We start from the raw sequence: 26,248 nt of genomic DNA, 5'->3' as shown, positions 1-26,248 counted from the left end.
GGGGGGAGGCTCCATGTATCTCGGCATCGACCTGGGGACGTCCGGCGTCAAGGCGGTGCTGGTCGACGCGGCGCAACGCCTCGTCGGCCAGTCCACCGCGCCGCTGGAGGTCAGCCGCCCGCACCCGCTGTGGTCGGAGCAGGACCCGGAAGACTGGTGGGCCGCCACCGGACGCGCCGTCGCCGGCCTGCGCGCCGCCCATCCCGACGCGATGGCGGCGGTGCGGGGGATCGGGTTGTCGGGGCAGATGCACGGAGCGACGTTGCTCGACCGGCAGGACCGCGTGCTGCGCCCGGCCATCCTGTGGAACGACGGGCGCAGCGGCGCCGAATGCGCGGAGTTGGAGCGCCGCGCCCCCAGCCTGCGCGCCATCGCCGGGAACCGCGCCATGCCCGGCTTCACCGCGCCCAAGCTGCTGTGGGTCGCCGCGCACGAGCCGGACTTGTTCAAGGCGACCGCCAAGGTGTTGTTGCCCAAGGACTGGCTGCGCCTGCGCATGACCGGAGACCACGCCTCCGACCTGTCGGATTCCGCCGGCACGCTGTGGCTGGATGTCGGCCGGCGCGCGTGGTCGGACGAACTGCTGGCCGCCACGGGGCTCGGCGAGGCGCACATGCCGACGCTGTACGAAGGATGCCAGCCCACCGGCACATTGCGGGCGGAGGTCGCCGCCGATTGGGCCGTTCCGCCGGGGACCGTGGTGGCGGCCGGGGCCGGGGACAACGCGGCCGGGGCCGTGGGGGTCGGTGTGGTGGCGCCGGGCAGCGCCTTCCTGTCGCTGGGCACCTCGGGCGTGCTGTTCGTCAGCGGCGACCGCTTCGCCCCCAACCCCGAGCGCGGGGTGCACGCCTTCTGCCACGCCCTGCCCGGCCGCTGGCACCAGATGTCGGTGATGCTGAGCGCGGCGAGCTGCCTGTCCTTCGCCGCCCGCCTGACCGGTGCCGCGGACGAGGCGGCGCTGCTGCGCGAGGCGGAATCTCACGGCGGCGATCCCGGCGCGCTGGTCTTCCTGCCCTATCTGTCGGGGGAGCGCACGCCGCACAACGACCCGCACGCCAAGGGCGTCCTCTTCGGCCTGACCCACGACACCGACCGCGGGGCGCTCGCCCGCGCGGTGCTGGAGGGGGTGGCCTTCGCCTTCGCCGACGGGCTGGACGCCTTGGAAGAGGCCGGCGGGCGCGTCGAGCGCTTCCTGGTGATCGGCGGCGGCGCGCGCAGCGCCCTGTGGGGCCGCATCCTGGCGAGCGCGCTCGGCCGGCCGCTCGACTACCCGGCGGGGTGCGAGGTCGGCCCGGCCTTCGGGGCGGCCCGTCTGGCGCGCCTCGCGGTGACCGGCGAGGAACCCGAGGCGGTCTGCCAGCCCCTGGAGATCCGCCACACCGTGGAGCCGGACCCGGCCCTGGCCGCCGCCCTGGCGCCACGCCGCCGCCTGTTCCGCCGCCTCTACGGCGACCTCGGCGCGGCCTTCCGCGAGGCGGACGGGGTCTGAGGCTTCTCAGCTCTTGGCGATCTCGCCGAGCACGTCCTTGGCGAGGCTGCGGATGTGCCCCTCCATGGCGGCGCGGGCCTGCGCCGGGTCGCCGGTTTCCAGGGCGGCGATGACATCGAGATGCTCATCGCAGTCCGGACGGATGCGCGACGGCAGGCCCGACAGTTCGAACAGGCGGGTGGTCACCCGCAGGTCGCGGATGATCTGCGCCAGCACCGCGTTGCCGGACGCCTCGGCGATCAGGGTGTGCAGCTCCTCGTCGGCCGCCCAATGGTCCTCGAAGCGGATCTTGGGCTCGTCGCGCAGCCGCAGCATCTCCGCCTTCACCGCCTGCAGGCGGGCCGGGTCGATCCGCGACGCGGCGGCGGCGATCGCCTCCCCCTCCAGGATCTCGCGCAGGCGCATGCTCTGGAAATACTCGCGGTTGGAGACCTCGCGCACCCGGTAGGGGCGGTTGAACTCCTTGCGGATCAGCCCTTCGCTGGCCAGCCGGACCAGCGCCTCGCGGATCGGCGTGCGCGAGATGCTGAGCGCGGTGGCTAGCCGATCCTCGACGATCACCTCGCCGCTGGGGATGCGGCGGTCGAGGATCATCTCCAAGATGGTCCGGTAGGCCATGCTCGCCAGATTCACGCCGGCGGCGGCCGGGCTCGCGGTTTTCGGGCTGTCCATGTCCGTGCTCATACCAAGTCCTGCCACCTGACGCTGATTTCTCTCTAACAAAGCAGACGAATCGTTGTCCTGCAAAGCTTCTTGACGATCCATCCGGATGGCGGGATGCGGCGCGGCGCCCTCGGTGCTGGCCTCAATGCTGCAAAATCTTGGCGAGGAACTGGGTGGCGCGCTCCGAGCGCTGGGTCTCGAAGAACTCGGCCTTGGTGCAGTCCTCGATGATGCTGCCATGGTCCATGAAAATCACCCGGTGGGCGACCTTGCGGGCGAAGCCCATCTCGTGGGTAACGCAGATCATCGTCATGCCCTCGTTGGCCAGCTCGACCATGACGTCGAGCACCTCGTTGATCATCTCCGGGTCGAGCGCGGAGGTCGGCTCGTCGAACAGGATGGCGATCGGGTCCATCGCCAGCGCGCGGGCGATGGCGACGCGCTGCTGCTGCCCGCCGGAGAGCTGGCCGGGGAACTTGTGCGCCTGATTGCCCAGCCCGACCCGCCTCAGCAGCGCCTCGCCCTTGGCCTCGGCCTCCGCCGTCGCGCGGCCCAGCACCTTGCGCTGCGACAGGGTCAGGTTCTGCATGATGGTCAGGTGGGGGAACAGCTCGAAATTCTGGAACACCATGCCGACGCGAGCGCGCAGCGCCGTCATGTTGGTGCTCCGCCCGCCGACGTCGATGCCGTCCACCTGGATGCGGCCGGACTGGAAGGGCTCCAGCCCGTTGACGCACTTGATCAGCGTCGACTTGCCCGAGCCGGAGGGGCCGCAGACCACCACGACCTCTCCCTTCCGCACGGTGGTCGTGCAGTTCTTCAGGACCTGGAAGGTGCCGTAGTGCTTGCTGACGTTCTCGATGGCGATCATGCGGCTTCTCTTGCGGATGGGCGGCGCCGCTGCGGCGCCGGGCGTTGAAGGACGGGGGCGGTTCGGCGGACGCGTCAGCGGAACCGGTCGAGCAGGAAGGGCGTCGGGTCGATGTCGGTCCGGCCGTCGAGCAGCAGGTCGGCGGTCATGCGGGCGACGACCGGGGCCAGCGTGTAGCCGTTCGACGTCACCGTGTTGAAGAAGCCGGGCAACCCCGGCACCGGGCCGATGATCGGCGCGCCGTCGATGTTGATGTTCATCGCCGCCCAGGCGCGCACCACATGCAGCCCGGCGATCTGCGGCAGGACATGGCGGGCGACCCACAGGTTGCCCTCGATGCTGGAGCGCGACACCGTGTTGAAGCGGCGCGCCGGGTCGAAGACGGCGGTCCAGGCGCCGCCGATGATCAGCCCGCCGGTGACCGCCTGCTTCAGGCTGAGATGGCGGTCGGCGTGGGCGACGAGCTGGCTGACCAGCTTGGGCGCCGGCTCGGTGACGATCATCTGCAGCGGCGCGCTGTGCACCGGCACGTCGATGCCGACCAGCCGCCCGGTCTCGCGCGCCCAGGGGCCGCTGGCGTTGATGATCCGCTTGGCGCGGATGCGGCAGCGCGGGGTCTCCACCCGCCAGCCGCCGCCCTCGACCGCCGGGGCCGCGGCGATGCCGGTGACGTTGACCCCGCGCAGGAAGCGGGCGCCCTGGCGGCGCGCCTGCTCCAGCACGGCGTAGGTGGCGCGCAGCGGGTTGATCTTGCCCTCCTGCGGGGCGTATTCGGCGCCGACCAGATCGTGCGACAGGGCGGGGGCGAGACGGCGCAGTTCGGCCGCGTCGATGATGGCGTTCTCGACGCCGTAGCGCCGCTCCAGAGCCGCCTTGGCGCGCAGGAAGTCCATGCCGGCCGGGCTGTCGGCGACCATCAGGCCGCCGGTGACGGCCAGCTCGAAATCGACGCCGCAGGCGCGCTCCAGGTCGCGCCACAGCGCGATGGAGCGCGGGCCGAGCGCCAGAGTCGCCGCCGCCGGACCGCCGCCCGCCTCGGCCTTGGCGCCGAAGTCGAAGGACAGGAGCTGGACGTGCAGGCTGCCGGCGTTGGCCCCCGACGCCTGCAGGTTGGTGTCGCCGCGCTCGACCACCAGCACGTCGCGGCCGGCCTGGGTCAGGTAGTAGGCGAGGCAGGCGCCGACCACGCCGCCGCCGACGATCAGGTTCTCGGCCTCCTGGTCGGGCAGCGGGCCGTCCTCCAGCGGGCGGGCGAGGTTGGGGGTGATGGCGCGCTGGTGGCCGCCCCACTCCGGCTTCTCGAAGGCGAAGGCGCCGGCCGGGGTCGGCTTGGCCGGCAGGCGTGGCGCCAGATACTGCTCGGCGGCGCGCGGCCGGCCGGTGGCCTGCTCCAGCAGCAGGGCGGCGGTCGCGGCGCAGTAGCGGCCCTGGCAGCGCCCCATGCCGAGCCGGGTGTTGCGCTTCAGCGCGGCGAGGCTGTCATGGCCGGCGGCGATCTCGGCGCGTACCTGCCCGAAGGTGACCTCCTCGCAGCGGCACAGCGTCGCCTCGTCGGGCACGGCGTCGAGACGCGGCGGCGGTGCCTGGTAGATCGACCACAGCGCGGCCTGGAAGCCCTCGGCCCGCCGCAGGTCGGTCCGCGCCCGCCGGCCCTGCTCCGGGTCGGTGTCGACGAAGCCGAGCTGGGCGGCGGCGGCGATCCCGGCGAGGGTTCCGCGCGCCTGCGCCACCTTCGACCCGCCGAGATCGACGCCGTCGCCGACCGCGAAGACGCCGGGCAGGCTGGTGGCGCCGTCCTCCGCCGTCTCGGTGGCGAGGTAGCCGAGATGGCGGTCGACCAGCCGATGGGCGCAGCCGAGCGCGCGGGCGATCTCGGTGGAGGGAATGAAGCCGTAGCCCAGGCACAGCGCGTCGGCGGGAACGGAGACGGCTTCGGCCAGCCGCGGCGCGCCGTCGGCGCCGAGCGGGGCGTAGCGCACGCCCTCCAGACGCTCCACACCCTCCGCCGCGACAACCCCGTGCGACCACAGCACCGGCACCCCGGCGCGCCGCAGCCGCAGCAGATAGCGGGCGCCGTCGCCGATCAGGCCGGGGGCCGAGCGCACGGCCGTCCACAGGGCGCGCCACTGGGCGGGCGACGGGCGCGGCGCGCTTTCCAGCACGGCGGCGACGGTGACGCCGCCCTCGACCAGTTCGCAGGCCAGTTGCAGGTTCAGCGGGCCGTTGCCGGCGATCACCACCCGGCGGCCGGGCGCCACCCGGTAGGCGCGCGCCAGGGTCTGCCCGGCCCCGGTGGTCATCACGCCGGGCAGCGTCCAGCCCGCGAAGGGCGCCGGCCGTTCGTAGGCGCCGCTGGCGATCACCAGCCGGCGCGGCCGGTAGACGGTCTCGCGCCCGGCGACGACGGCGACCACCTCGTCGGGGGCGTGGGCGCCCCACACCGTCGCCTCCTGGACGATCGTCGCGCCGGCCAGCCGCGCCGCATCGACCAGGGCGCGGCCGGCGCGGAACTGGTGGTCGGTCGGCCGGTCGGCGCGGTGCGACGGGGCGAGTGGCTTGAAATACTGGCCGCCGCTCTGCGGCCGCTCGTCGAGCACGACCACGTCGGCGCCGCGCCGCGCCGCCGCTTCCGCCGCCGCCAGACCGGCCGGGCCGGCGCCGAGCACCAGCAGGTCGGGCGTCCGCTCCTCCGGCGCCGCGCCATCGGGCGGCGGCACCAGCGGGGCCAGCGGATCGGCGGCGGTGCCGGCCGGCGGCTGCGAACGGACGACCTGCCCCTCGGCCACCTTGGTCAGGCAGGCGCGCTGGCTCGCCTTGCCGTCCACCGTCACCAGACACTCGAAGCAGGCGCCCATCCCGCAATAGAGGCCGCGCCGCCCGCCGTCGCGGGTGTGGCGGTAGGCGGCGACGCCGTGCGCCGCCAGGGCGGCCGCCACGGTCTCCCCGGCCAGCGCGGGAATCCGCTCGCCGTCGTAGGTGATCTCGATGAGGGCGCCGTCGCGGCGGACGTTGGGATGTTCGAGGCGCATGGGCGGGCGGCTGTGTCCGGATTGCGGTGGGAAGCGGCTTTTTGAGGGTGCGTCAAAATGCGCTGGATTCCTGTATACAGATAGTATACGAGTAGTATTTAGGCAAGGTCAAAAATTAGGCAGGAGCTTGGGGGAACCCATGACGGCATTGCGCGGCACCTACACGGTTCTCATCACCCCCTTCACCGCCGACGGCGGCGCTGTGGACGTTCCGGCCCTCAAGAAGCTGGTGAACTGGCAGATCGAGCAGGGCATCCACGGACTGATCCCGCTCGGCAGCACCGGCGAGTTCCTGTCGATGACCCCGGAGGAGCGGGCCCAGGTCATCGAGATCTGCGTGCAGGAATCGGCGGGCCGCGTGCCCGTGCTGATCGGCACCGGCGCGGAATGGACCCGCGACGCCGTCGCCCACGCCAAGGAAGCGGAGCGGATGGGGGCCGACGGGATCATGGTGATCCCGCCCTATTACAGTTCCCCGACCCCCGACGAGCTGTTCGAGCATTACCGCCGCATCGGCGAGGCGATCTCGCTGCCGGTGATGATCTACAACAACCCGGCGACCGCCAACGTCGACCTCACCCCGCCGATCGTCGCGCGGCTGAGCGAGATCGACAACGTGCTCTACATCAAGGAATCGACGCTGGAGGTGACGCGGGTCCGCGACATCATCGAGCTGTGCGGCGACCGCATGACGGTGTTCGCCGGCATCCTCGGCTACGAATCCTTCTGGCTTGGCGCCCAGGGCTGGGTCGCCGTCTGCTCCAACCTGATCCCGCGCGATTCGGCCCGGCTGTTCGAGCTGGTGGCCGACCACAACGACAAGGATCAGGCGCTGGCGCTCTACAAGAAGATGCTGCCGATCGTCCGCTGGGTCGGCGGCCACCGCTACGTCGCCGCGTCGAAGGCCGGGCTGGGCATGATGGGCCTGGCCGTGGGCGCGCCGCGCGCGCCGCGCCTGCCGCTGCCGGCGGGCGACGCCGAGGCCCTGCGCGCCGATCTGGCGGCTTACGGGCTGATCAATTCCCTGGGCGCTCCCTCCGTTGCCGGGGCCGGGCGCTGACCGGGTGTGAGTGCTGGACCGTCCAACCAAGACAGAAGGTGACCACGATGACCATTCGCACGCTGCTGATCGCCGCCGGCCTGACCCTGTTCGCGTTGCCGGCCGCCGCCCAAACCGCCGGCTGCAAGCCGGCGGTGGCCGATTCCGAGCTGGTCAAGCCCGGCACGCTGGTGATGTCGACCAACCCGACCCTGCCGCCGATGCAGTTCGTCGACTCCAACGGCCAGCTGAAGGGTATGCGCATCACGCTGGGCAACGAGATCGCCAAGCGGCTCTGCCTGACCCCGGAATATGTCCGCATCGAGTTCTCGGCGATGATCCCCGGCCTCCAGGCCGGCCGCTGGGACCTGATCAACACCGGCATCTTCTGGACCGAGGAGCGGGCCAAGATGATGCCGATGATCAACTATGAATCCCAGGCGATCAGCATCTCGGTGTCCAAGGGCAACCCGCTGAAGATCACCAAGCCGGAGGACCTGTCGGGCCGCCCGGTCGGCGTCGAGCTGGGCGGCTTCGAGGAGCGCAAGCTCCGCGAACTCGACAAGATGATTGTCGCCAAGGGGCTGAAGCCGATCGAGATCAAGACCTTCGACAATTTCGCCACGGCCTATCAGGCGCTGCGCGCCGGCCAGACCGAGGCGTCGGTGGCCATCGACCCGACGGCGGCCGAATACAGCAAGCGCGGCGACTTCGACCGCGCCCTGCACGGCCTGTTCCCCACCCCGGTCGCCCTGGCGATGAAGAGCAAGGCGCTGAGCGAGGCGGTGGTGGCCGTCCTCAACGACATGCAGAAGGACGGCTCCTACAAGGCCCTGATGGAGGAGTACGGCCTGCTGCCCAACGACGGCGCCTTCAAGGTCAACGGCCCGGGCATGTGAGTGGGTGCGGGCGGCGGCGGGGCGCGTCCCGGCCGCCGCCCGCGCGACGGATAAGAGCGAAAGGTTGACGGAATGACCAGCGGCTGGAACTGGGACGGCTTCTTCGACTACCTGTTCAACGGTTACCTGCTCAGCGGAGCGATCACGACCCTGTGGCTGACGCTGGCGGGCATCGCCGGCGGTCTCGTGGTCGGCTGCCTGCTGGCGCTGCTGCGGCTGTCGCCCTACCGCTGGGTATCGGCGGCGGCGCAGGCCTACATCTGGGTGTTCCGCGGCACGCCGCTGCTGGTCCAGCTCATCATCATCTACACCGGCCTGCCGCAGATCGGCATCAAGCTGTCGGTGACGGAATCCGCGCTGATCGGCCTGATTCTCAACGAGGCCGCCTATCTGGCCGAGATCATCCGCGGCGGCATCCTCGGCGTCGCCGCCGGGCAGAGCAACGCCGGCCGCGCGCTCGGCCTGAACTCGGCCCAGGTGATGGTCTACATCGTGCTGCCGCAGGCCATCCGCATCATCATCCCGGCGCTCGGCAACAGCGTAAACGGGCTGCTGAAGACGACCTCGGTCACCTCCGTCATCTCGATGGAGGAGCTGCTGCGCAGCACCCAGCTGCTCATCCAGGAACGCTTCATGGTGCTGGAGCTGTTCACGGTGGCCGCCCTCTACTATCTGCTGATGACCTCGCTGTGGGACATCGTCCAGCGCCGCATCGAGCGCCATTTCGGCCGTGCCTACCGCAACGTCGCGATCGTCGACGGTCAGTGAGGTCCCGCTCATGACCCCTCCCCCGGCCGACCCGCTGTTCCCCAGGCCCGCCAACCTCGGCGACCAGACCTACGGGCATCTGCGCGAGCTGATCCTCAGCCGCCAGATTCCCGGCGGCGCCGAGGTGCCGGAGGGGCGGCTGGCCGAGCGGCTGAGCGTGTCGCGCACGCCGATGCGCGAGGCGCTGGTCCGGCTGGTCGGCGAGGGGCTGCTGGAACGCACCAGCGAGCGCAGCTACCGCGTCCGCGTCGTCTCGGCCCGCGAGTTCTTCGAGTGCATGCAGATGCGCGAGCTGCTGGAGTGCCACGCCATCGCGACGGCGGTGCCGCTGGTCGGCGACGCCGACCTCGCCGAGCTGCGGCGCGGGCTCGAATCGCTGAACGGCAGCGAGGACGACATGCAGCACTGGCTCTACGACAACCACTTCCACAGCTTCTTCGCCCGCGTCAGCGGCAACGCGACGCTGGCCGAGACCATCACGCGGATGCGCGTCGTCGCCCGCCTGTTCCGCATCTCCAGCGCCTTCCACCGCAAGGGCGAGATCGACACGGAGCACCGCGCGGTGCTGGAGGCGGTCGAGCGGCGCGACGCCGCCGCGGCCACGGCCGCCATGCTGGCGCATCTGCGCAACCTCCAGGACGACGCCCGCCGCGCCATCGCCGCCGAGGCCAATCCGGGCGGCTATTTTTTGTAGCACCGACACGCCAATGAACTGGCGTGTCGTATTGCATTCAAACGCCACGCAGGCTTTTCCGCGCCCATGTGGGCGCGCCGCCGCAGTCGCGACGGTACAAACCAGCAACCGCAAAACCCGTCCTTCGGGACCGAGGGAGAGTTTCATGCCGCAGTTCGACACCGTGATCCGCCATGGCACGCTGGCCACCGCGTCCGACGTGTTCGCCGCCGACCTCGGCGTGATCGGCGGCCGCATCGCCGCCATCGGCACCGGGCTCGGGCCGGGCGCCCGCGAGATCGACGCGACCGGCAAGCTGGTGCTGCCCGGCGGCGTCGACGGCCATTGCCACCTCGACCAGCCGACCAGCGACGGTTCGCAGTCGGCCGACGATTTCGAGACGGGCACGCGCTCGGCGGCCTGCGGCGGCACCACGACGGTCATCCCCTTCGCCTGCCAGTTCAAGGGCCAGTCGCTGCGCGACGCGGTGACCGACTACCACCGGCGGGCCGACGGCAAGGCGGTGATCGACTACGCCTTCCACCTCATCGTCAGCGATCCGACCGACCAGCTCCTCGGTCAGGACCTGCCGGCGCTGATCCATGACGGCTACACGTCGTTCAAGATCTACATGACCTACGACGACATGAAGCTGAACGACCGGCAGGTGCTGGAGCTGCTGAGCGTCGCCCGGCGCGACGGCGCCATGGCGATGATCCACGCCGAAAACGCCGACTTCATCGGCTGGCTGACCGACAAACTGCTCGCCGCCGGCCACACAGCACCGCGCTACCACGCCGATTCCCGGCCGATGCTGGTGGAGCGCGAGGCGACCCACCGCGCCATCGCCATGGCGGAACTCGCCGACGTGCCGATCCTGATCGTTCATGTCTCGGGCCGCGAGGCGATCGAGCAGATCCACTGGGCGCAGGGCCGCGGCATGCGCATCTACGCCGAGACCTGCCCGCAATACATGGTGCTGACCGAGCACGACCTGCACGGCCATGGCATGGAGGGGGCCAAGTGCATCTGCAGCCCGCCGCCGCGCGACAAGGCCAACCAGGCGGCGGTGTGGGACGCGCTGGCCGGCGGCACCTTCCACATCGTGTCGTCCGACCACGCGCCGTTCCGCTACCAGGACCCCAAGGGCAAGATGCTGCACGGCGCCAACACGCCCTTCAACTGGATCCCCAACGGCGTGCCGGGCATCGAGACGCGGCTGCCGATCCTGTTCTCGGAAGGCGTCAAGAAGGGCCGCATCAGCCTGCAGCGCTTCGTCGAGCTGTCCTCGACCAACCCGGCCAAGATGTACGGCCTGCACCCGCGCAAGGGTAGCCTCGCCATCGGTGCCGACGCCGACATCGTGATCTACGACCCAGACCGCAAGGTCACCATCACCAACAGCATGCTGCACCACAACGTCGACTACACCCCCTACGAGGGGCTGGAGGTGACCGGCTGGCCGGAAACCGTGCTGTCGCGCGGCGAAGTCGTGGTGGAGGGCGGCGCCTGCGTGGCGCAGCCCGGCCGCGGCGCCTTCCTGCGCTGCGACACGCCGGATCTGGCGCGCCCGAAGGTGGCGGCTGTCTGAGAAAGCACCTTCCCCCACAAAGCAGTTTTCCCCACCCTGGCCCTCCCCCGCCGGGCCGGAGAGGGTTAGGGTGGGGCCTATGAGAAACCAGGAAATGAGGACCGCCACACCATGGACGCCCTGACCATCACCGCCGGCCCCTTCACCTTCGGCGCCCGCTTTGAATCGGCGGCGGCGCCGAAGACCTGCGCCAAGTTCCGCAGCCTGCTGCCCTACGAGGGTCAGATCGTCCATGTCCGCTGGAGCGGCGAGGGCGTGTGGATTCCGCTGGGCGACACCGATTTCGGCCTCGGCTACGAGAACCACACCAGCCACCCGGCGCCGGGCCAGATCATCCTCTATCCGGGCGGCATCAGCGAGACCGAGATCCTGCTGGCCTACGGCGGCGTGCAGTTCTCCAGCAAGATGGGCCAGCTCGCCGGCAACCACTTCATCACCATCACCGACGGGCTGGAGAATCTGGCCGAGCTCGGCAAGCGCACCCTGTGGCAGGGCGCGCAGCCGATCCGTTTCGAGCTGGCCCGCTGAGGCGCGGGGAACCGCCGTGCCCCGATGCACGGCGGTTCCACAGGCGGAACATATCATTGCGAATGATACGCATTCTAAGTATATTGCCGCCGTCATGCACCGGTCATGGCGCGGCCAAGCCGCTTACCTGTGGAGTGATGGGGCAACTCCATGCCCGAGCAGAATCGCGTGAGGTTGCGGGTGCCTCGTCCGGTGGCGCATGGCTGACGCCGTCAAGCCGTCGCTCGACACGGTGTTCATGGGGCACCGGGGCACGCTGGTCCGCCTGCTCTCCCGCATGGTCGGCAGCGCCGCCACCGCCGAGGATCTGGCGCACGAGGCCTATCTCAAAGTGAGGGCGGCGGAACGCGACCGACCGGTGGACCATCCCCTGCCTTTCCTGTTCCAGACCGCCCGCAATCTGGCCTTCGACCATCTGCGGCGGGAGCGCCGGCTCGCCGTGCTGGTGGTGCAGGACACCACCGTCGAAGGCGTGGAGGAGGTCGCCGCCCCCCTGCCCTCCCCGGAAACCCAGGCCGGCGACCGCCAGCGGCTGGCCCGGATGAACGCCGCGCTGGCGACCCTGTCCGAGCGGCAGCGCGGCGTTCTTCTGCTGAACCGGATGGAGGGGCTGTCCCACGCGGAGATCGCCGAGCGGCTCGACGTCTCGGTCAGCACCGTGCAGAAGGATCTGAAGGCCGCCCTGCTGGTCTGTCTGGAGGTGTTCGCCCGGCTCGACCGGGAAGGATTGCGGATTTCCGCCGGCCCGAACGTCTTACAAAGAGACAGACCGTGACGGCACCACCCGCGAGTCCCATGCCCCCCTCCACACCCGACGACACCGACCCTTCCTTACCGCTGGAACAGGCGCTCGACTGGTTCATCCGGCTGCAGGCGGAGGACGCGGGAGAGGAGTGCCGGCGGGCCTGCGCCGACTGGTGCGCCGCCGATCCCCGCAACGCCCGCGCCTGGGCGCTGGCGCAGGACATGTGGGCCTCCCCCCTCCTCAGCGAAGCGCTGGCGGCCAGTACGGTTCCAGCCACAACGGTTCCGGACAGCCCGCCACGCCGCCAAGCGCCCGCCGGCCCGCTCCGGCAGCCCCGCCGTTCCCGGCCGCTGGCGCGCCGGGCGATGGCGTGGGCGGCGGGACTCCTGGTGGCGGTCGGTCTCGGCTTGGCCGCCGACCTGCCGCTGCGCCTGCAGGCCGACCACCGCACCGCGACCGGCGTGCAGGAGCGCCTGGAACTCGCCGACGGATCGCGGGTGCTGATGGACACCGGGACGGCGCTCGCCACCGACCTCGACGGGGACGAGCGGCGGACCCGGCTGCTGCGCGGGGCCGCCTTCTTCGAGGTGACGCCCGACCCCACCCGCCCCTTCCGGGTCACGGCCGGCCCCGCCGTGGTGACCGTGGTCGGCACCGCCTTCGCCGTCCGTTACCTCGACGACCGGGTGACGGTGACGGTGCGCCACGGAACCGTCGACGTGGCGCGGTCCGGCGGCCCCGCCGTGCGGCTGCGCGCGGGCGAGGAGGTGGTGGTCACGGCGTCGGGAGTCGGCGCGGAGCATCCCGCCGACCTCTCCGCGGCGCTCGGCTGGGTCGATGGCCGGCTGGTCTTCGAGGACCGCCCCCTGGGCGAGGTTCTGGATGAGTTGGACCGCTATTATCCGGGGCTGATCCTGGTTCCCGACTCCCTCGCCGACCGGCGGATCACCGGCAATTACCGGCTGGACGATCCGGTGCGGACGGCGACGGCCCTGGCCGGGCTGGTGCGGGCCGAGACGCTGCGGGTGTCCGACGCCTTGCTGATCCTGCGCGCGCGCCCCTGAGTCCACCGGCTTTCCCTGCCCACGAAACGGCCCCTCAAAAAAAATTTCCGCTTTTCACCATCCCCGAACGTCAGGTCGCCACGGCTATTAGGAATGCGTCGCAATTGCAATATGCGGCGCGCTCCGGCCGGTCGATACGTCGCGATCATGGGGAATGCGTTACGATGGGTGCGGGGATGATGGATCGGGGTGCGCGGGGGCGTCGGGGGGCGGCCCTGCTGCGGGCGGCGCTGCTGTCGTCGGCGGTGGCCGGCATGGGTGCTGCGGCGGGAAGCACCGCCCTGGCGGCACCGGCGAAGACCGGCGGGCAGGTGGCCCAGGCTTCCGGACAAGTGGCGGGGCAGCGCTTCGACATCGCCCCGCAGGGGCTGGTCACGGCCCTCAACGCCTTCAGCACGGCCAGCGGCTGGGAGGTCGGCTTCCCGGCCGAGGTGGCGCGCGGTCTGGCCTCGCCCGGCGTGTCGGGCACCATGAGCGCCGACGAGGCGCTGCGCCGCCTGCTGTCCGGCACCGGCGTGTCGTACCAGATGACCGGCCCCGGCCGCGCCGTGCTGTCGCGGCCGCAAGCCGGTGGGGTGGTGCTGGACCCGGTGACCGTCGAAGGCACGCGCGAGCGGGCGACCGGCCCGGTCATGGGCTATGCCGCCCGCCAGAGCGCCACCGCCACCAAGACCGACACGCCGATCCTGGAAACGCCGCAGTCGATCTCCGTCGTCACCCGTGACCAGATGGACGCCCAGGCGGCGCGGAGTCTGGCCGACGTCCTGAACTACACCTCCGGCGTCACCACCGCCCGCAACGGCGGCTCCTCCTCCTTCGGCGGCGACGGCATCTCGGTGCGCGGCTTCGGCGGCAACGGCACCACCGGCGTTTCCTTCAACGAGTATCTCGACGGGCTGCGGCTGAAGGGCAGCGGCTTCCTGACCTCCGGCATCGACCCGTACCTGTTCGAGCGGGTCGAGGTGCTGAAGGGCCCGGCCTCGGTGCTGTTTGGCCAGACCAGCCCCGGCGGTCTGGTCAACATGGTGACCAAGCAGCCCTCCCCCGACGCCCGGCATGAGATCCTGCTGCAAACCGGCAACCAGGGCCGCAAGCAGGCCGCGCTGGACGTCGGCGGCGACGTGACCGGCGACGGCCGGCTGTCCTACCGCTTCGCCGGCGTCGCGCTGGACAGCGACACCCAGACCGACATCGCCGAGCGCCGCCGGCTGGCCGCCGCCCCGACCGTGACCATCCGGCCGACCGACGACACCAGCCTGACCCTGATCGGCCTCTACCAGCGCGACAACTACGACGATTCGCCGCTGAACTACCTGCCGGCCCAGGGCACCGTGCTGCCCAACCCCAACGGCAAGTTGCCGACCAAGCTCTTCACGGGCGATCCCAACTTCAACGACTGGGACCGCAAAACCATGAGCGTCGGCTATCGCTTCGAACACCGGTTCGACGAGCGCTGGACGGTGCGGCAGAACGCCCGCTACCTGCACAACGACCTCGACCTCAAGCAGGTCTACGCGTCCGGCCTGCTGCCCGACCAGCGCACCACGCGGCGCACCAGCTTCTCGGCCCGCGAGCGCGCCTACGACCTGACCGTCGACAACCAGGTCCAGGTGAAGGTCGACACCGGCCCGCTGCGCCACACCGTGCTGGCCGGCGTCGATCACCAGCGGCTGCGGAGCGACACGCTGCGCGGACAGGCGGTGGCGCCGAACCTCGACCTGTTCAACCCGGTCTACGGGCTGCCGATCGCCACCCCGCCGATCTACCAGAGCACCGCCACCCGCATCACCCAGACCGGCGTCTACGCCCAGGACCAGATCAAATGGGGTGGCCTCGCCGTCCTGCTGGGCGGGCGCAAGGACTGGGCCGAGACGCAGCAGCGCAACCGGCTGAACCAGGGGCGGACGTCGCAGCAGGACGACGCCTTCACCGGCCGCGTCGGGGCGCTCTACCTGTTCGACAACGGTCTGGCGCCCTACGCCAGCTATTCGGAATCCTTCGAGCCGACCTCCGGCAGTGATTTCTTCGGCAACCCGTTCGAGCCGACCACCGGCCAGCAGTACGAGGCCGGGCTGAAATACGAGCCGCCGGGCTCCGGCAGCCTGTTCACCCTGTCGGCCTTCACCATCACCCAGCAGAACGTCACCACCGCCGACCCGCTGCACACCAACTACAACATCCAGACCGGCGAGGTCCGCTCGCGCGGCTTCGAAGCGGAGGCGCGCGTCAGCCTTGGCGCCGGACTGAACGCGGTGGCCAGCTACACCTTCCTCGACGCCGAGGTGACCAAGAGCAACGGCGCCGACCGCGGCAAGCAGCCGGTCGCCGTGCCGACCCATTCGGCGGCCGCCTGGGGCGACTACACGGTGCAGGACGGCCCGCTGGCCGGCCTGGGCGGCGGGCTCGGCCTGCGCTACGTCGGCTTCACCTACGGCGATCCGGCCAACAGCTTCAAGGTGCCGTCCCACACGCTGGTCGACGCCGCGCTGCGCTACGACCTGTCCTACCTGAGCCCACAGCTTCAGGGCGTTCAGGCGGCGATAAACGCCAACAACCTCTTCGACAAGGAGTATGTCGCGGCCTGCTCGCGGGCGACCAACTGCTACTACGGCCTGCGCCGCACCGTGATCGGCTCGCTGAAGTATTCCTGGTGACGCGAAAGACCGAGATCGCGCTGCGGGTCGTGACCGCCGTCGGCGGCGGCTACGCCCTGGCGGCGGGAACGGCGGCGGCGCTGTCCCTGGCGCTGCCGGCGGTGCAGGACCGGGCGGAGGCGGTGCTGACCGCCACCATGGCGGCGCTGCTGCCCTGCGTCCTGACCGTGGTGATGGTGTTCGCCGCGGCCAGCGCCCGGCGCGCCCTGGCCTGGACCGCCGGCCTGACGGCCGCGGTCTGGGCGGTGGTCTCACTGTTGAAAAGCATGACGGGAGCCGGGGTATGAACGGCAGTTTCCGCCTGTCGATGACGTGGCTGCACAATTGGGGCGGGCTGGTGGTGGGTTGGCTGCTGTTCTGCGTCTTCCTGACCGGAACCACCGCCTACGCCCGCTTCGAGATCACCCGCTGGATGCAGCCCGAGCGGGTCGAGGCGACCGACAGCCCCGACGCGGCGGCGGCGGCGATCGCCAGCCTGTGGCGCGAGGCGCCGCAGGCGCGCCGCTGGCTGATCACCATGCCCGACGAGCGGCGGACCGCGACCCAGGTCTACGTCTACAACCCGCCGGGGATACAGCCCGCCTTCCGCAAGCTGTGGCTGGAGCCGGACGACGGCCGCCCGGTGCAGGCGCGGGCGACCTTCGGCGGCGACTTCCTCTACTACTTCCACTTCGACCTGCGCGTTCCCGGCCTCGTCGGGCGTTACCTGATCGGCGCCGCCGGGGTGGCCCTGCTGGTGGCGCTGATCACCGGATTCGTCATCCACCGGCGGGTCTTCTGGGACTTCTTCACCGTCCGCCCCGGACGGTCGCGCACGCGGCTGTGGATGGACGTCCACAACGCCCTGGGCATCATCGTGCTGCCCTACCACGCGCTGATCACGGTGACCGGGCTGGTGCCGCTGATGCTGCTCTACATGCCCTGGGGTCTTCAGGCGGCCTTCGGCGACCGGCCCGCGGCCTTCAACACGGCGGTCTATGCCGAACCACCGCCGCCGCCGGCCGCGGGACGGGCCGCCCCGCTCACCGCCATCGAACCGCTGCTGGCGGAGGCGGCGCGGCGCTGGGACGGCGGGCGGCCGGGGTGGATCGTCATCGACAACCCGGGCGACGCCGCCGCCACCATCCTTCTCAAGCGCACCGATTCCGACCGGGTGGTGATCACGCCGGAAGCCATCCTGTTCGACGGCACGACCGGCGCGGTGCGCACGGTCTGGGACGGGACGGGCGGAGCGGCGGCGACGCGGGCCGGCGCCTACGGCCTGCACATGATGCGCTTCGCCGACACGCCGCTGCGGCTGGCGATGATCCTGTGCGGGCTGGCCGGCACCGCGATGATCGGCACCGGGCAGGTCTATTGGATCATCAAGCGGCGCAAGCGCGAGACGGTCCCCTCCTTCGGCCTGCGGCTGGCCGACGGCGCCAATCTGGCGGTGATGGTCGGGCTGCCCATCGCCATCGCCGCGTATTTCTGGGCCAACCGGCTGCTGCCCGCCGGGCTGGCCGGGCGGGAGACGACGGAGGCCCTCGTCTTCTTCGCAGCGTGGTTTCTGGCGGCCCTGCACCCGGCGCTGCGCGGCGTCCGGCGGGCCTGGGGTGAGCAGCTGGCGGCGGCGGCGCTGCTGTGGACCGCCCTGCCGTTGCTGAACGCCCTGACCAGCGAGGCCCATCTCGGGGTGACGCTGGCGCGCGGGCTGTGGGGAATAGCCGGCATCGACCTGACCGCCCTGGCGACGGGCGCCCTGTTCGCGCTGCTGGCGTGGCGCCGCGTGCGCGGCACCTCCACCCGGTCGACCGCCCAGAAACCGGCTCCGGCCTTGCGGAATGCGGAACGGCCTGACGACGCGTCCCAATCCCCGCTGCACCGGCGCCTGCCCTCACGGTGAGGCACGCGGCGGTCGGCCGGTGCCAGGGGCCCTTACCCCACCACCTGCCGGTAGAGCGCCGGCAGCGCCTTGGTCAGATGCGTCACCTGCGGGAAGATCGCGTGCCCGCCCCGGCCGAACAGGTAGGGGAAATATTCGCGGGCCTCGGCGTCGACGGTGATGCCGAACAGGGCGATGCCCTGGCGGCGGGCCTCCTGGATCGCCACGCGGGTGTCCTCGATGCCGTAGCGCCCCTCGTAATGATCCACGTCGTTGGGCTTGCCGTCCGACAGCAGGATCAGCAGGCGGTGGCGGTTGGGCCGCTCCGCCAGACGGGCGGCGGTGTGGCGCAGCGCCGCCCCCATGCGCGTGTAATGGCCGGGCTTCAGCGCCTGGATCCGGCGCTGCACGCGGGCGTTCAGGGGCTCGTCGAACTCCTTGACCGTCTGCACCCGCACCCAGTCGCGCTTCTTCGATGTGAAGGCGAAGATGGCGTGCGGGTCGCCGCAGGCGTTCAGCCCGTTGGACAAGGCCAGCAGGGCCTCCTTCTCGACATCCAGCACGCGGTGCCCGTCGACCCAGCCGTCGGTCGACAACGAGGTGTCGACCAGGACCGCCACCGCCAGATCGCGCGCCGCGTTGCGCGCCGCCTGATAGACGCGGTCGCTGCCCGCCCCGCCCGCCTGCTGGTCGGCGCAGCGGCGCACCAGGGCGGTGAGGTCGAGGTCGTCGCCGTCCGGCTGGCCGGTGAAGACCATGCGCTTGGGGCGCAAGGCCTCGAACTGGCGGCGCACCTGCCGGATGCGGCGCTGCGCCGCCTCGCCGGGCGCCCAATCCTCCCCCTCCTCGGGCGCCGGTTCGGCGATGACGCGACAATGGGCCGGGTGGTAAGCGCGGCGGCGGTGGTCCCATTCCGGGTAGGTCAGCACCGCCGTCAGCGGCGCCGCGTCCACGGCGGCGGGCGCCAGATCGAGATCGAGCTTGAGGCGGGTCGAGGGCTTGCGCTGATGCTGGGCCAGCGCGATCTCCTCCATGTCGTCGGCGGCCTGCCGGGCGGCGTCCTCGTCGTCGTCATCGACCGGGCGGGGGATGTTCATCATCTCCGCCAGACCGAAGATCTTCTCGAAGCGGTTCAGGATCAGCGGGTCCTCGCGCTGCACCTGATCGCTGTCGCGCCGCGTCGCCTTGCGGCGCTGGCCATCGCCTTCGGCGGCGGGGGCCGCCCCGTCCTCGGCGGTGGCATCGGAAGCGGGGCGCGCGCCGGAGCGCGCGGGCCCCGACACCTCGCCCCACAGCGGCACCGGCAGGAACGGCCGGTAGCCGGCCGGAGCGGTGAAGCGGTCCAGGGGAACCGCAGCGTCCAGCACCTCACCGCCGTCGCCGGCCCCCAGCAAAGCCAGCACCGCCGCCTCCACCATCGCCTCGTCCTTCGGCAGGGAGCGCCGGGGCCGCACGGCGATCAGCGCCGCGCACAGCTCACCGTGCAGGCGGGCCAGCCCCGGCCAGCGCGCGAGGACCCGCACGGTGGTCGCATGGGCCTGCCGCAACGCCCGCACATCAGCCCGCAGCGGGTCAGCGGGGGCCTCGCCGTCGGCCTCGGCGTGGGCGAAATAGGCGGCCAGCCATTCGTAGAGCCGCTCGTTCAACGCCGCATCGGGAAACACGTCGAGCAGGGCCGGCAACTGCAGCACGTCGCCGTCCAGCGCCGGCCGTTCCAGACGCTCGGTGCCGAGGCCGATGCGCTCCAGCAGCGACAGCCGATGGCCCGAGGACGCCCGCGCGGCGGCGGCCAGCCGGACGCCGCGGTCACCGCCCAGCCCGCGGAAGAACACCGCCAGCCGGGGCCGGATCGCCTCCAGCGTCACCGCGGCGTCCGGATGGTGCGGCAGGCTCGACCGGCCGCCGACCAGACGGTGCCAGTGGCGGCCGATGAACTCCTCGGGCTCGAGCAGCGACAGCATGGTCCGATTCCCTTGTTTCGCTTACCCGAGGGCGATGTCGGCGACGCGCAGCAGCGCCTGCCGCACGTCGGCGTCGTCGGTCAGCGGTTCGATCAGCGCGGTGCGGATGGCCCGCTCGGGCTTCACGCCGGAGCGGATCAGCGTGGCACAATAGACGAGCAGGCGGGTGGAGACGCCTTCCTCCAGGTCCTGGCCCTTCAGGGCGCGCAGCGCGCCGGCCAGACGGACCAGCGGGACGACGCGCCCCTCCGCCAGACCGCTTTCACGGGCGACGATGGCGGCCTCGTCCTCCGGAGCCGGGAAGTCGAATTCGATGGCGAGGAAACGCTGACGCGTGCTGGGCTTCAGCGCCTTCAGGACGTTCTGGTAGCCGGGGTTGTAGGAGACGACCAGCATGAAGTCGTCCGGCGCCTCCAGCAGTTCCCCCGTGCGGTCGAGCGGCAGCAGGCGGCGGTCGTCGGTCAGCGGGTGGAGCACGACGGTCACGTCCTTGCGCGCCTCCACCACCTCGTCGAGGTAGCAGACGGCGCCCTCGCGCACGGCGCGGGTCAGCGGGCCGTCCGCCCACACCGTGTCACCGCCCTTCAACAGGTAACGCCCGGTCAGGTCGGCGGCGGTCAGGTCGTCGTGGCAGGACACGGTGTAGAGGGGGCGCCCCAGCCGGGCGGCCATGTGCGAGACGAAGCGCGTCTTGCCGCAGCCGGTCGGCCCCTTCAGCAACAGCGGCAGGCGGTGGCGGAAGGCGTGCTCGAACAGCTCGCACTCGTCGCCGACGGCCTTGTAGTAGGGAATGTCGAGGTCGTCCGCGACGGCCTTCAGGGCGCTGCGGGTCATGGGGGTCTCCTCGAAAGCGAAAGGCGAAAACGGAAGGCGGAAAAGAGAGGCCCCCTCCCCCGGCGTGCGGAGGAGGGGAAGGCCCTGATCACTCGGCGGGCTGGACGGCCGCGCCGATCCCGGTGGTCTTGCGGGACGCGGGCACCGGCCCGAGCAGAGCGTAGAGATAGAGGACGGCGCCGATGAACACCGCCGCACCGGCGGCCAGACGCACCCAGTAGAAGGGGGCGATCTCCGCCTGGACGGTCATGTAGTCCATGCCCATCACGCGCTGCAGGTGGACCTGCACGACCCCGGCGAAGGTCAGGGCGAAGGTCATCACCGTCATGCCGCCGGTCATCAGCCAGAAGCTGGCCTTGTTGAGGGTCTGGTGGTAGGGCGCGACGCCGCGCAGATGCGGCATGGCGTAGCTGAAGATGGCGAGGTTGATCATCACATAGGCGCCGAAGAAGGCGAGATGCCCGTGCGCCGCCGTCACCTGCGTGCCGTGGGTGTAGTAGTTGACCCAGGACAGCGTGTGCAGGAAGCCCCAGACGCCGGCCCCGAAGAAGGCCGTCACCGCGCAGCCGACCGACCACAGCAGGGCGGCCTTGTTCGGGTGATCGCGCCCGCCCTTCAGCACCATCTTCACCGCGAAGACGACCATGAAGAAGAAGGGGGCGACCTCCAGCGTCGAGAACAGCGAGCCGATCCACTGCCAGTAGCCCGGCGTGCCGATCCAGTAGTAATGGTGCCCGGTGCCCAGCAGGCCGGAGAAGAGGGCCAGCCCGACGATGGCGTAGAGCCACTTCTCGACGATCTCGCGGTCGACGCCGGTCATCTTGATCATCAGGAAGGCGAGGATCGAGGCCATCACCAGCTCCCACACGCCCTCGACCCAGAGATGGACGACGTACCACCAGTACATCTTGTCCAACGCGAGGTTGGTCGGGTTGTAGAAGGAGAACAGGAAGAAGATCGCGATGCCCCACAGCCCCATCACCAGGATGTTGGTGATGACCGTCCGCCGGCCCTTCAGCACCGTCATGGAGATGTTGTAGAGGAACATCAGCGCGACGACGACGATGGCGACCTTGATCCACGTCGGCTGTTCCAGGAACTCCCGCCCCTCATGGATGCGGAAGACGTAGCCGACGACGGCGGCCAGCGCGCCGAACATGAACAGGCCGAACTGGATGTAGGCCAGCTTCGGGCTGTGCAGCTCGCGCTCCGCCTCTTCCGGGATCAGATAGTAGGCGGCGCCGAAGAAGCCCATCAGAAGCCAGACGATCAGCGCGTTCGTGTGGATCATCCGCAGGATGTTGAAGGGCAGCAGTTCCGACAGGACGTTGGGCAGCACATAGACCGTGCCGGCCAGCAGGCCGACCAGGAGCTGAACGCCGAACAGGGCCAGCGCGCCGTAGAAGTAGGGCAGCGCGACCTTTTGGGATTCGTATTTCATGGCCTTTCGTCCTTCGTCAGCCGGAAATCTTGGGCGGCCAGTTCTGGGTGTTGATGCGGCTGGTCCACTCCAGGAAGGCGGCGAGGTCGTTGACCTCCTGCTCCGTCAGGTGGAACTGCGGCATCTGGCGGCGGCCCTCGATGCCGCTGGGCTGGGCGGCCATCCAGCCGGCCAGGGCGGCGCGCGCGCCCTCGGGGTCCTTGTCGCCGCCGTAGCGGATCCAGACATTGCCCAGCTCCGGCGCGAAGTAGGCGCCCTCGCCCAGCAGCGTGTGGCAGTTGATGCAGGAGTTCTTCTCCCACACATGCTTGCCGCGGGCGACGCTGTCGGTCAGCCCCTTGCTGTCGGTGCCGGTGTTGACGACGTAGATGTGGCTTGCCGCCGTCAGCGAGACGAAGGCGGCGAAGAAGAAGAGCGATCCGCCGTAAAAGATGTTTCGGGCGGCCGCTTTGGTGAAGCGTTCCGTCATGCGTTCGTTTCTCCTGGGTCAGGCCCCCCTTGGTCAGACCGTCGTGGACGGTGGGGCCTTGAGCGGCGTTGGCCGTGCGCCATACCGGAGAAAGTTGACTGATTTGGTGCGACTATCCTTGACGGCGGTCAAGCGGACGGTCGCGTCACGAACGCGAAGGAAACCGCGGCCATCCCGTGGACGAACGCTCGGTCCCAGAGTGTCCTGGCCCGGAGCGTCGTGGTGGGACGACCGGCCCGCCGGAACCGGCGGAGGCGGGCCGGTCGTCCGGCGTCCCGGAGTTACGAAACCCGGCCGACGCTCTGGCAGATGTGCTTGAGCTCGGTGAAGTCGGCGAAGGCGTCGTAGCCGTGCAGCCGGCCGAGCCCGCTCTGGCGGTAGCCGCCGGTCTCGGCCTCGGCGAAGAGGCGGTTGTGGTCGTTGATCCAGACGGTGCCGTTGCGCAGGGCGCGGGCGATGCGCAGCGCGCGCGCGCCGTCCGTCGTCCAGACGCTGGCCGACAGCCCGAACACCGTGTGGTTCGCCTTCGCCACCGCTTCGGCCTCGTCCTCGAAGCGCTCCAGCACCAGGAAGGGACCGAAGATCTCCTCCTGGCAGAAGAAGGCGGCGGTGTCGCCGTGCGCGACCAGCGACGGGGTGAGGAAGGCGCCGGCCGCCGGCAGGCCGTCCGGGACGCCGCCGCGCAGGACCACCTCGTCGCACAGGTCGAAGGCGCGCTCCACCTGCCCCTGGACCTGGGCACGCGCCGCCCTGTCGATCAGCGGCCCCATGCCCATGGCCGGATTCATGCCGTCGCCGACGGCGATGGACGCCAGCGCCGCGCGAAGCTGCTCCTTCATCGCGTCGTAAACGGAGCCATGGACCAGCACCCGGCGGGCGGCGGTGCATTGCTGCCCGGAGATGATGGTGGCGGCGGCGGCGATGCGCGCCGCCGTGGCGGCGATGTCGGCGTCGGGAAAGACCACGCAGCAGCTCTTGCCGCCCAGCTCCAGCGACAGCTTCTTCATGGTCTCGGCGGCGGTGGCCATGATCCGCTTGCCGGTTGCGGTCGACCCGGTGAAGCTCAGCACGTCCACCAGGGGAGACTCGACCAGCCGGGCCGACGCGGCGTGCCCGGTTTCGCTGACCATGTTGCAGACGCCGGGCGGCAGCCCCGGCACCTCGGACAGGGCGCGCAGGAAGGCGGCGGTCAGCAGCGTGGTCTGCGCCGCCGGCTTGACCACGGCGGTGCAGCCGCAGGCGAGCGCCGGGCCGATGGCGCGGGCGAGCAGGACGGCCGGCGCGTTCCAGGGAATGATCAGCGCGGCCACGCCGGCGGGTTCGCGCAGCATGGTGGAGACGACGCCGGGCTCGACCTCCAGCACATGGCCGGGGATGTGCCGGGCGAGGCCGCCGTAATAGCGGATCTCCGAGATGGCCCCGGCGATCTCGCCGCGCGACTGGGCCAGGACCTTGCCGTTCTCCAGGGTCAGCAGGCGGGCGAGATCCTCGGCCTGCGCCTCCAGGTTGCGCGCCCAGTCCAGCAGGACGGTCTGGCGCAGGCGCGGGCTCTGCGCCCATTCCGTCCGCTCGAAGGCGGCGCTGGCCGCCGCGATGGCGGCGTCCGCCTCGTCCCGTCCGCCATCGGCGAAGGCTCCGACGACCGTGCCGTCCATGGGGTTGAGGCTGTCCGCCGTGGTCCGGCCGGGAATCCACGCGCCGCCGATCCATTGTCCGGTCGAAAGGCGGCCGGTCGTTCGATGGCTGTCGGTCATGGTCATGTCTGTTTCCTCCATTGTCTTTGGACGGCCGTGGCGCGTCGGGAACGGGCCGGCGCGAGGCCGCGCGGCGGCGGGCCACGGCACCGGGCAGGCGCCAGCTAATCCCGAGGGCGGTCAGGCGGGCAAATAATCTATTCCAATCAAGGAGATCACTTCGCGTGATGGTCCGCTGTCACCGACGAGGTCGACCGCGCCGCCTCCAGAAGCCGCTCGTTCATGATCTCCATGAAGCGGACGGCGGCGAGGCTGAGCGGGCGTCGCGGGTTGTGGATCCAGGCGAGCGTGCGGGCGATGGCCGGGTCGACGATCCGGTGCGCCCGCAGCGTGCCGTCGGCTAGGCCGCGATGGACGCCGATGCTGGGCAGCACCGTCACCCAGTCCGTCCGGGCCACCAGCTCGGCGATGGAGATCAGCGAGTCGATCTCCAGCTTCGGCTTCAGGTCGATGCCCTGGGCCTCCATCTCCTGCTCGAGCACCGCGCGCAGGCCGTGGCGCTTGGACGGGATCACCAGACGGTAGCGGGACAGGTCGGCCAGCCGCACCGGCTCGACGATCGCCGGGCCCTGGGCCGTGCCGCTGACCAGGACCATCTCCTCCTGCAGGATGTCCTCGGTAGTGAGCGCCAGCTTCTTGCGGGAGCGGTTGATCAGCGCGATGTCGAGCTGCCCCGTGGTCACCTGCTCCACGAAATTGGCGGTGTAGCCCTCGGTGACGTCCAGTTCGACGCTCGAATACTGGCTGGAGAACCGCTCGACCGTCTGCGACAGCGCCGACTGGGTGACGGACGCGATCAGCCCGATGGCGACGTGGCCGGAAATCCGGCCCGACAGATTGCTGATCTCCTGCTTCGCCGCGGCGATGTCGCGGAGGATCGGCAGGAACAGCCGGTACATGGTCCGCCCCGCGGCGGTCGGGATCATGCCCTGGGAGCTGCGCTCGAACAGCTTCTCGTTCAGCTCCGCCTCCAGCTTGGCGATCTGCATGCTGAGCGCCGGCTGCACCACGTTCAGGCGCCGGGCGGCCCGCGTCACGTTGCCCTCCTCGAACAGGCAGACGAAATACTGGAGTTGCCGCAGGTCCATGACGATCTCGCAGGGTCGAAGGGCGCCAGGACGGCGCCGCACCGTGGTTCCCTCAGGTGTCCAACACGGAATCCCCAGCCGGCTCGGCGGCCCGTTCCGGATCCCGATGAGCGGGCGAACGGCCGGAGCGCCGGGCCGTTTCGCCCCAGCGGCGGACCTTTCCGCTGTCCAGGTCGAAGAGGTCCAGGACCCGGCCGACGGTGTGGTCGATCATGTCGTCCAGATCCGCCGGCTTGGCGTAGAAGGCCGGGACCGGCGGGGCCAGGATCGCCCCCATCTCGGACAGCGCGGTCATGGTGCGCAGATGCCCGAGATGCAGCGGCGTCTCGCGCACCATCAGGACCAGCCGCCGCCGCTCTTTCAGCACGACGTCGGCGGCCCGGCTCAGCAGGCTTGTCGTGGTGCCGCAGGCGATCTCCGACATGCTGCGCATGGAACAGGGGGCCACCACCATGCCCAGGGTGCGGAAGGACCCCGACGAGATCGACGCCGCGATGTCGGCGATCGGGTGGGCGACGGAGGCCAGCGCGCGGATGTCGGCGATCTTCCAGCCCGTCTCCATCGCCGCGGTGATCTCCGCCGACCGCGACATCACGAGGTGCGTCTCCACCCCGAGCAGCCGCAGGGTCTGGAGCATCCGTATGCCGTAGATCACCCCGGACGCGCCGGAAATCCCGACGATCAGACGCGGCGGCGCGGCGGCCGGCCGTTCGCGTCCCCCGTCCCCGGCGTCCCTCCAGGCGGAGGTGTTTGGAACCATGTTCATCAGGCACTTCCTTCGCGACTGGACCCTGTCTTTGGCGGCGGCCGCGCCGCCCTGTCCA

At 70.7% G+C, this 26,248-nt stretch carries 22 protein-coding genes; 12 read left to right on the top strand and 10 right to left on the bottom strand.

The features are described from left to right. Window positions 1-13 precede the first annotated feature (13 nt). Entirely contained in the window at window positions 14-1,489 is a 1,476-nt protein-coding gene (gene xylB, locus ACWPN5_RS30345) for a xylulokinase (RefSeq protein ID WP_492299259.1), read from the top strand. 6 nt (window positions 1,490-1,495) lie between these two features. On the opposite strand, the gene ACWPN5_RS30340 is transcribed toward xylB, so the two are convergent. The 3 genes from ACWPN5_RS30340 to ACWPN5_RS30330 all read right to left on the bottom strand — a co-directional run bounded on the left by ACWPN5_RS30340 (window position 1,496) and on the right by ACWPN5_RS30330 (window position 6,052). Beyond that, a complete protein-coding gene (locus tag ACWPN5_RS30340; protein ID WP_492299257.1) occupies window positions 1,496-2,173 on the bottom strand; it encodes a GntR family transcriptional regulator in 678 nt (225 codons plus the stop codon). A 121-nt stretch (window positions 2,174-2,294) separates the two neighbouring features. Beyond that, a complete protein-coding gene (locus tag ACWPN5_RS30335; protein ID WP_492299255.1) occupies window positions 2,295-3,023 on the bottom strand; it encodes an amino acid ABC transporter ATP-binding protein in 729 nt (242 codons plus the stop codon). A gap of 74 nt (window positions 3,024-3,097) precedes the next feature. Beyond that, window positions 3,098-6,052 carry an FAD-dependent oxidoreductase gene (locus ACWPN5_RS30330; RefSeq protein WP_492299253.1) on the bottom strand — a complete coding sequence of 985 codons (2,955 nt, stop codon included), beginning with the start codon at window positions 6,050-6,052 and terminating at the stop codon, window positions 3,098-3,100. Window positions 6,053-6,191: 139 nt separating this feature from the next. Here ACWPN5_RS30330 and dapA point away from each other — a divergent pair, with 139 nt between their 5' ends. The 11 genes from dapA (at window position 6,192) to ACWPN5_RS30275 (ending at window position 17,898) form a co-directional block, all read left to right on the top strand. Beyond that, window positions 6,192-7,112 carry a 4-hydroxy-tetrahydrodipicolinate synthase gene (gene dapA, locus ACWPN5_RS30325; protein WP_492299251.1) on the top strand — a complete coding sequence of 307 codons (921 nt, stop codon included), beginning with the start codon at window positions 6,192-6,194 and terminating at the stop codon, window positions 7,110-7,112. Window positions 7,113-7,159: 47 nt separating this feature from the next. Continuing rightward, window positions 7,160-7,990: an ABC transporter substrate-binding protein gene (locus tag ACWPN5_RS30320; RefSeq protein WP_492299249.1), complete on the top strand. Its 831-nt coding sequence runs from the start codon at window positions 7,160-7,162 to the stop codon at window positions 7,988-7,990. Between the two features lie 72 nt (window positions 7,991-8,062). After that, window positions 8,063-8,758 (top strand): amino acid ABC transporter permease, encoded by a 696-nt coding sequence (locus ACWPN5_RS30315; RefSeq protein ID WP_492299247.1) that lies wholly within the window; start codon window positions 8,063-8,065, stop codon window positions 8,756-8,758. 10 nt (window positions 8,759-8,768) lie between these two features. Continuing rightward, window positions 8,769-9,452, top strand: coding sequence for a GntR family transcriptional regulator (locus ACWPN5_RS30310; RefSeq protein WP_492299245.1), 684 nt, complete (start codon window positions 8,769-8,771; stop codon window positions 9,450-9,452). 145 nt (window positions 9,453-9,597) lie between these two features. Continuing rightward, window positions 9,598-11,022 carry a dihydropyrimidinase gene (hydA, locus tag ACWPN5_RS30305; RefSeq protein WP_492299244.1) on the top strand — a complete coding sequence of 475 codons (1,425 nt, stop codon included), beginning with the start codon at window positions 9,598-9,600 and terminating at the stop codon, window positions 11,020-11,022. Window positions 11,023-11,133: 111 nt separating this feature from the next. Next, window positions 11,134-11,550, top strand: coding sequence for a DUF3830 family protein (locus tag ACWPN5_RS30300; RefSeq protein WP_114859247.1), 417 nt, complete (start codon window positions 11,134-11,136; stop codon window positions 11,548-11,550). A 199-nt stretch (window positions 11,551-11,749) separates the two neighbouring features. Continuing rightward, complete coding sequence (locus tag ACWPN5_RS30295) at window positions 11,750-12,325, top strand: RNA polymerase sigma factor (protein WP_492299242.1); 576 nt, start codon at window positions 11,750-11,752, stop codon at window positions 12,323-12,325. Between the two features lie 20 nt (window positions 12,326-12,345). Next, window positions 12,346-13,359, top strand: a complete 1,014-nt coding sequence (locus ACWPN5_RS30290) for a FecR family protein (protein ID WP_492299240.1) — start codon at window positions 12,346-12,348, stop codon at window positions 13,357-13,359. 176 nt (window positions 13,360-13,535) lie between these two features. Continuing rightward, the gene (locus tag ACWPN5_RS30285; RefSeq protein WP_492299238.1) at window positions 13,536-16,013 is read left to right on the top strand and encodes a TonB-dependent siderophore receptor; all 2,478 of its coding nucleotides are present in this window, start codon (window positions 13,536-13,538) and stop codon (window positions 16,011-16,013) included. Continuing rightward, window positions 16,010-16,300 (top strand): hypothetical protein, encoded by a 291-nt coding sequence (locus ACWPN5_RS30280; RefSeq protein WP_492299236.1) that lies wholly within the window; start codon window positions 16,010-16,012, stop codon window positions 16,298-16,300. Before ACWPN5_RS30285 ends, ACWPN5_RS30280 begins: the two co-directional genes overlap by 4 nt. Then, window positions 16,297-17,898, top strand: a complete 1,602-nt coding sequence (locus ACWPN5_RS30275) for a PepSY-associated TM helix domain-containing protein (protein WP_492299234.1) — start codon at window positions 16,297-16,299, stop codon at window positions 17,896-17,898. Before ACWPN5_RS30280 ends, ACWPN5_RS30275 begins: the two co-directional genes overlap by 4 nt. Before the next feature lie 32 nt (window positions 17,899-17,930). On the opposite strand, the gene ACWPN5_RS30270 is transcribed toward ACWPN5_RS30275, so the two are convergent. The 7 genes from ACWPN5_RS30270 to ACWPN5_RS30240 all read right to left on the bottom strand — a co-directional run bounded on the left by ACWPN5_RS30270 (window position 17,931) and on the right by ACWPN5_RS30240 (window position 26,190). Further along, on the bottom strand, window positions 17,931-19,838 hold the full coding sequence (locus tag ACWPN5_RS30270) for a nitric oxide reductase activation protein NorD (protein ID WP_492299232.1): 1,908 nt from the start codon (window positions 19,836-19,838) through the stop codon (window positions 17,931-17,933). A gap of 21 nt (window positions 19,839-19,859) precedes the next feature. Next, complete coding sequence (locus ACWPN5_RS30265) at window positions 19,860-20,672, bottom strand: CbbQ/NirQ/NorQ/GpvN family protein (RefSeq protein WP_200477786.1); 813 nt, start codon at window positions 20,670-20,672, stop codon at window positions 19,860-19,862. Between the two features lie 88 nt (window positions 20,673-20,760). After that, on the bottom strand, window positions 20,761-22,113 hold the full coding sequence (locus ACWPN5_RS30260) for a cbb3-type cytochrome c oxidase subunit I (protein ID WP_200477787.1): 1,353 nt from the start codon (window positions 22,111-22,113) through the stop codon (window positions 20,761-20,763). A gap of 16 nt (window positions 22,114-22,129) precedes the next feature. Beyond that, the gene (locus ACWPN5_RS30255) at window positions 22,130-22,582 is read right to left on the bottom strand and encodes a c-type cytochrome (RefSeq protein WP_014199532.1); all 453 of its coding nucleotides are present in this window, start codon (window positions 22,580-22,582) and stop codon (window positions 22,130-22,132) included. Window positions 22,583-22,863: 281 nt separating this feature from the next. Further along, window positions 22,864-24,342: an aldehyde dehydrogenase family protein gene (locus ACWPN5_RS30250; RefSeq protein WP_492299229.1), complete on the bottom strand. Its 1,479-nt coding sequence runs from the start codon at window positions 24,340-24,342 to the stop codon at window positions 22,864-22,866. 149 nt (window positions 24,343-24,491) lie between these two features. Further along, window positions 24,492-25,424 (bottom strand): LysR family transcriptional regulator, encoded by a 933-nt coding sequence (locus tag ACWPN5_RS30245; RefSeq protein WP_492299227.1) that lies wholly within the window; start codon window positions 25,422-25,424, stop codon window positions 24,492-24,494. Window positions 25,425-25,476: 52 nt separating this feature from the next. Then, window positions 25,477-26,190 carry a UbiX family flavin prenyltransferase gene (locus tag ACWPN5_RS30240; RefSeq protein WP_492299225.1) on the bottom strand — a complete coding sequence of 238 codons (714 nt, stop codon included), beginning with the start codon at window positions 26,188-26,190 and terminating at the stop codon, window positions 25,477-25,479. Between the last annotated feature and the right edge of the window lie 58 nt (window positions 26,191-26,248).

Source organism: Azospirillum sp. UENF 211521 (genome assembly GCF_058780535.1).
The sequence above is the reverse complement of the archived record's forward strand: the minus strand, read 5'-3'. Positions and strand labels throughout refer to the sequence as shown.